The following is a 1,748-nucleotide window of genomic DNA, read 5'->3' as shown; positions in this document are numbered from 1 at the left end:
GGGCCCCCAGGAGATCGGCGAGCTGCCCGAGGGCCAGGTGGGTGATTGGATCCGCCAGGCGACGGACAAGCTGAAGGCCGCGGGCGTGCCCGTGGAGAAGATGAACCCCCAGGACATCGCGAAGATCATCCAGCACGAGTCCAGCGGCAATCCCAACGCCATCAACCTCTGGGATGACAACGCCAGGCGCGGCACCCCGTCCATCGGCCTGATGCAGACCATCCAGCCGACGTTCGATGCGTACAAGGTGGCGGGACACGACGACATCCGCAACCCGGTGGACAACATCGTGGCGGCGGTGCGCTACGCGGTGGACCGCTACGGCTCGGTGTCCAACGTGCCCGGCCTGCAGTCGATGGGCAACGGCGGCGGCTACGTCGGTTACTGAGTCACGAAGGGTTTCTATCGAGGGCCTGAGCCATCCCCTCATATTGGGCCGAAAACTTCCTGGAAAACAGGCTGCTCACGCAGCAAGCCAGCGAATCGCTCCATTAACGGCAGTAATTGGTCCTCCGGCATCATGGGGATGGCCTGGTAATACTCACAGCCTTGACGGAAGAGCGAGTAGGTGCGCGTCTTCGCTGTATTGGCCTTGAGATAGCGCTCCATTCCCAAGCTCTCTCCCGCTGTCCCCAGGAGCGTCAAGAGCGCGCAGGCGAGCGCACTCACCAGTAGCAGCCGGTCCCGTCTGTCCGCCGAGCGCACCCGGACCCACGATAGGCCCATTCCAAAACGCAAATCCTTCATGTCGCGGAAAGTTTCTTCCGTCCGGAACCTCTTGGCGTACAACCCCACCACGAAGGCCGCGGTCGACTCTTTCAAGCTGGTCGCCAGACACCACGCCTCCTTCATTCCCTTCTTCTTCACGCACACCACCGCTCCCACTGGCGCCTCGTCCTGGGTGACCCTTGCTCCTGTCAGGCTCACCGCCCGCCCCGACTCGGGCACCCATTCGCCCGCGCTCTTCTTCTCTCCTTTTTCATCCATGACTTGAATGCACTGACGGAAGCGCACGACGTAGTCGAACTTCAACTGCTCGAGCAACGCGTAGAACTTCTGGTCTCCAAATCCCCGGTCGGCCAGCACCGTGAGCCTCACCCCCTCGGGCACGACTTGTCGCAGTCGATGGAGCACGAAATCCTCCGTTTCGTTGCGCATCCCCTCCAGGGCGGACTTCTCCACCGTGTGCCACACCAGCGGCGTGGTTCGCCCATGGCTGGCCACCAAGGACGCCACCAGCGTCGTCTGTCCATCCGCGTCGAAGTCCGTCCAGTCCAAGGCCACGACGGCCTCATTCCTCTGGCCCAAGGCGTAGGGCACCCAGTGCGCGAAGAGTTCCCAAACGTTGATTCCCTGATTGGACAAGAGCCGATCCACCTGCTTCACGCCATGCTTGCTTTTCGTGCCCCGCGCCCACGCCAAGGCCTTGCCGATGAGATGCACTCCCAGACTGGCCGCGTGAATGACACCCAGGACGGCATAGGCCAGGGACAGCACGCGCTTGGCGTGCAAGTCCTCCTCGAAGAGCGACTCCAGGAAGGCATGGACTTGCTGGTCATCAAGGCGAGGCTTGCGCATGACCGCAGAAGTAAGCATGCGGGTCCTACTTCTCGCACCAGTCAGCCTACGCGACGCTCCCTCCCTCGCTTGCTAAAATGAGGGGATGGCTCAGATCGAGGGCGGCTTCGCCCTCCGCCGGCGTCTGGCTGGTGGGGAGCGAGCCAGACGCCGTGTGTTTTTCTTCTCCC

General features: G+C 62.6%; 2 protein-coding genes. One reads left to right on the top strand and one right to left on the bottom strand.

The window, feature by feature from the left end; all coding sequences use genetic code 11:
- Nucleotides 1-388 (top strand): transglycosylase SLT domain-containing protein (locus VF794_RS24280; protein WP_331114322.1); only part of this gene is annotated, 388 nt, incomplete at its 5' end.
- A 38-nt stretch (nt 389-426) separates the two neighbouring features.
- Here VF794_RS24280 and VF794_RS24275 read toward each other — a convergent pair.
- Complete coding sequence (locus VF794_RS24275) at nt 427-1,578, bottom strand: IS4 family transposase (protein WP_331114318.1); 1,152 nt, start codon at nt 1,576-1,578, stop codon at nt 427-429.
- Between the last annotated feature and the right edge of the window lie 170 nt (nt 1,579-1,748).

Source organism: Archangium sp. (genome assembly GCF_036389735.1).
Classification (GTDB): domain Bacteria; phylum Myxococcota; class Myxococcia; order Myxococcales; family Myxococcaceae; genus Archangium.
Note: the sequence above shows the minus strand (reverse complement) of the source record. Positions and strands in the feature narration are given on the sequence as shown.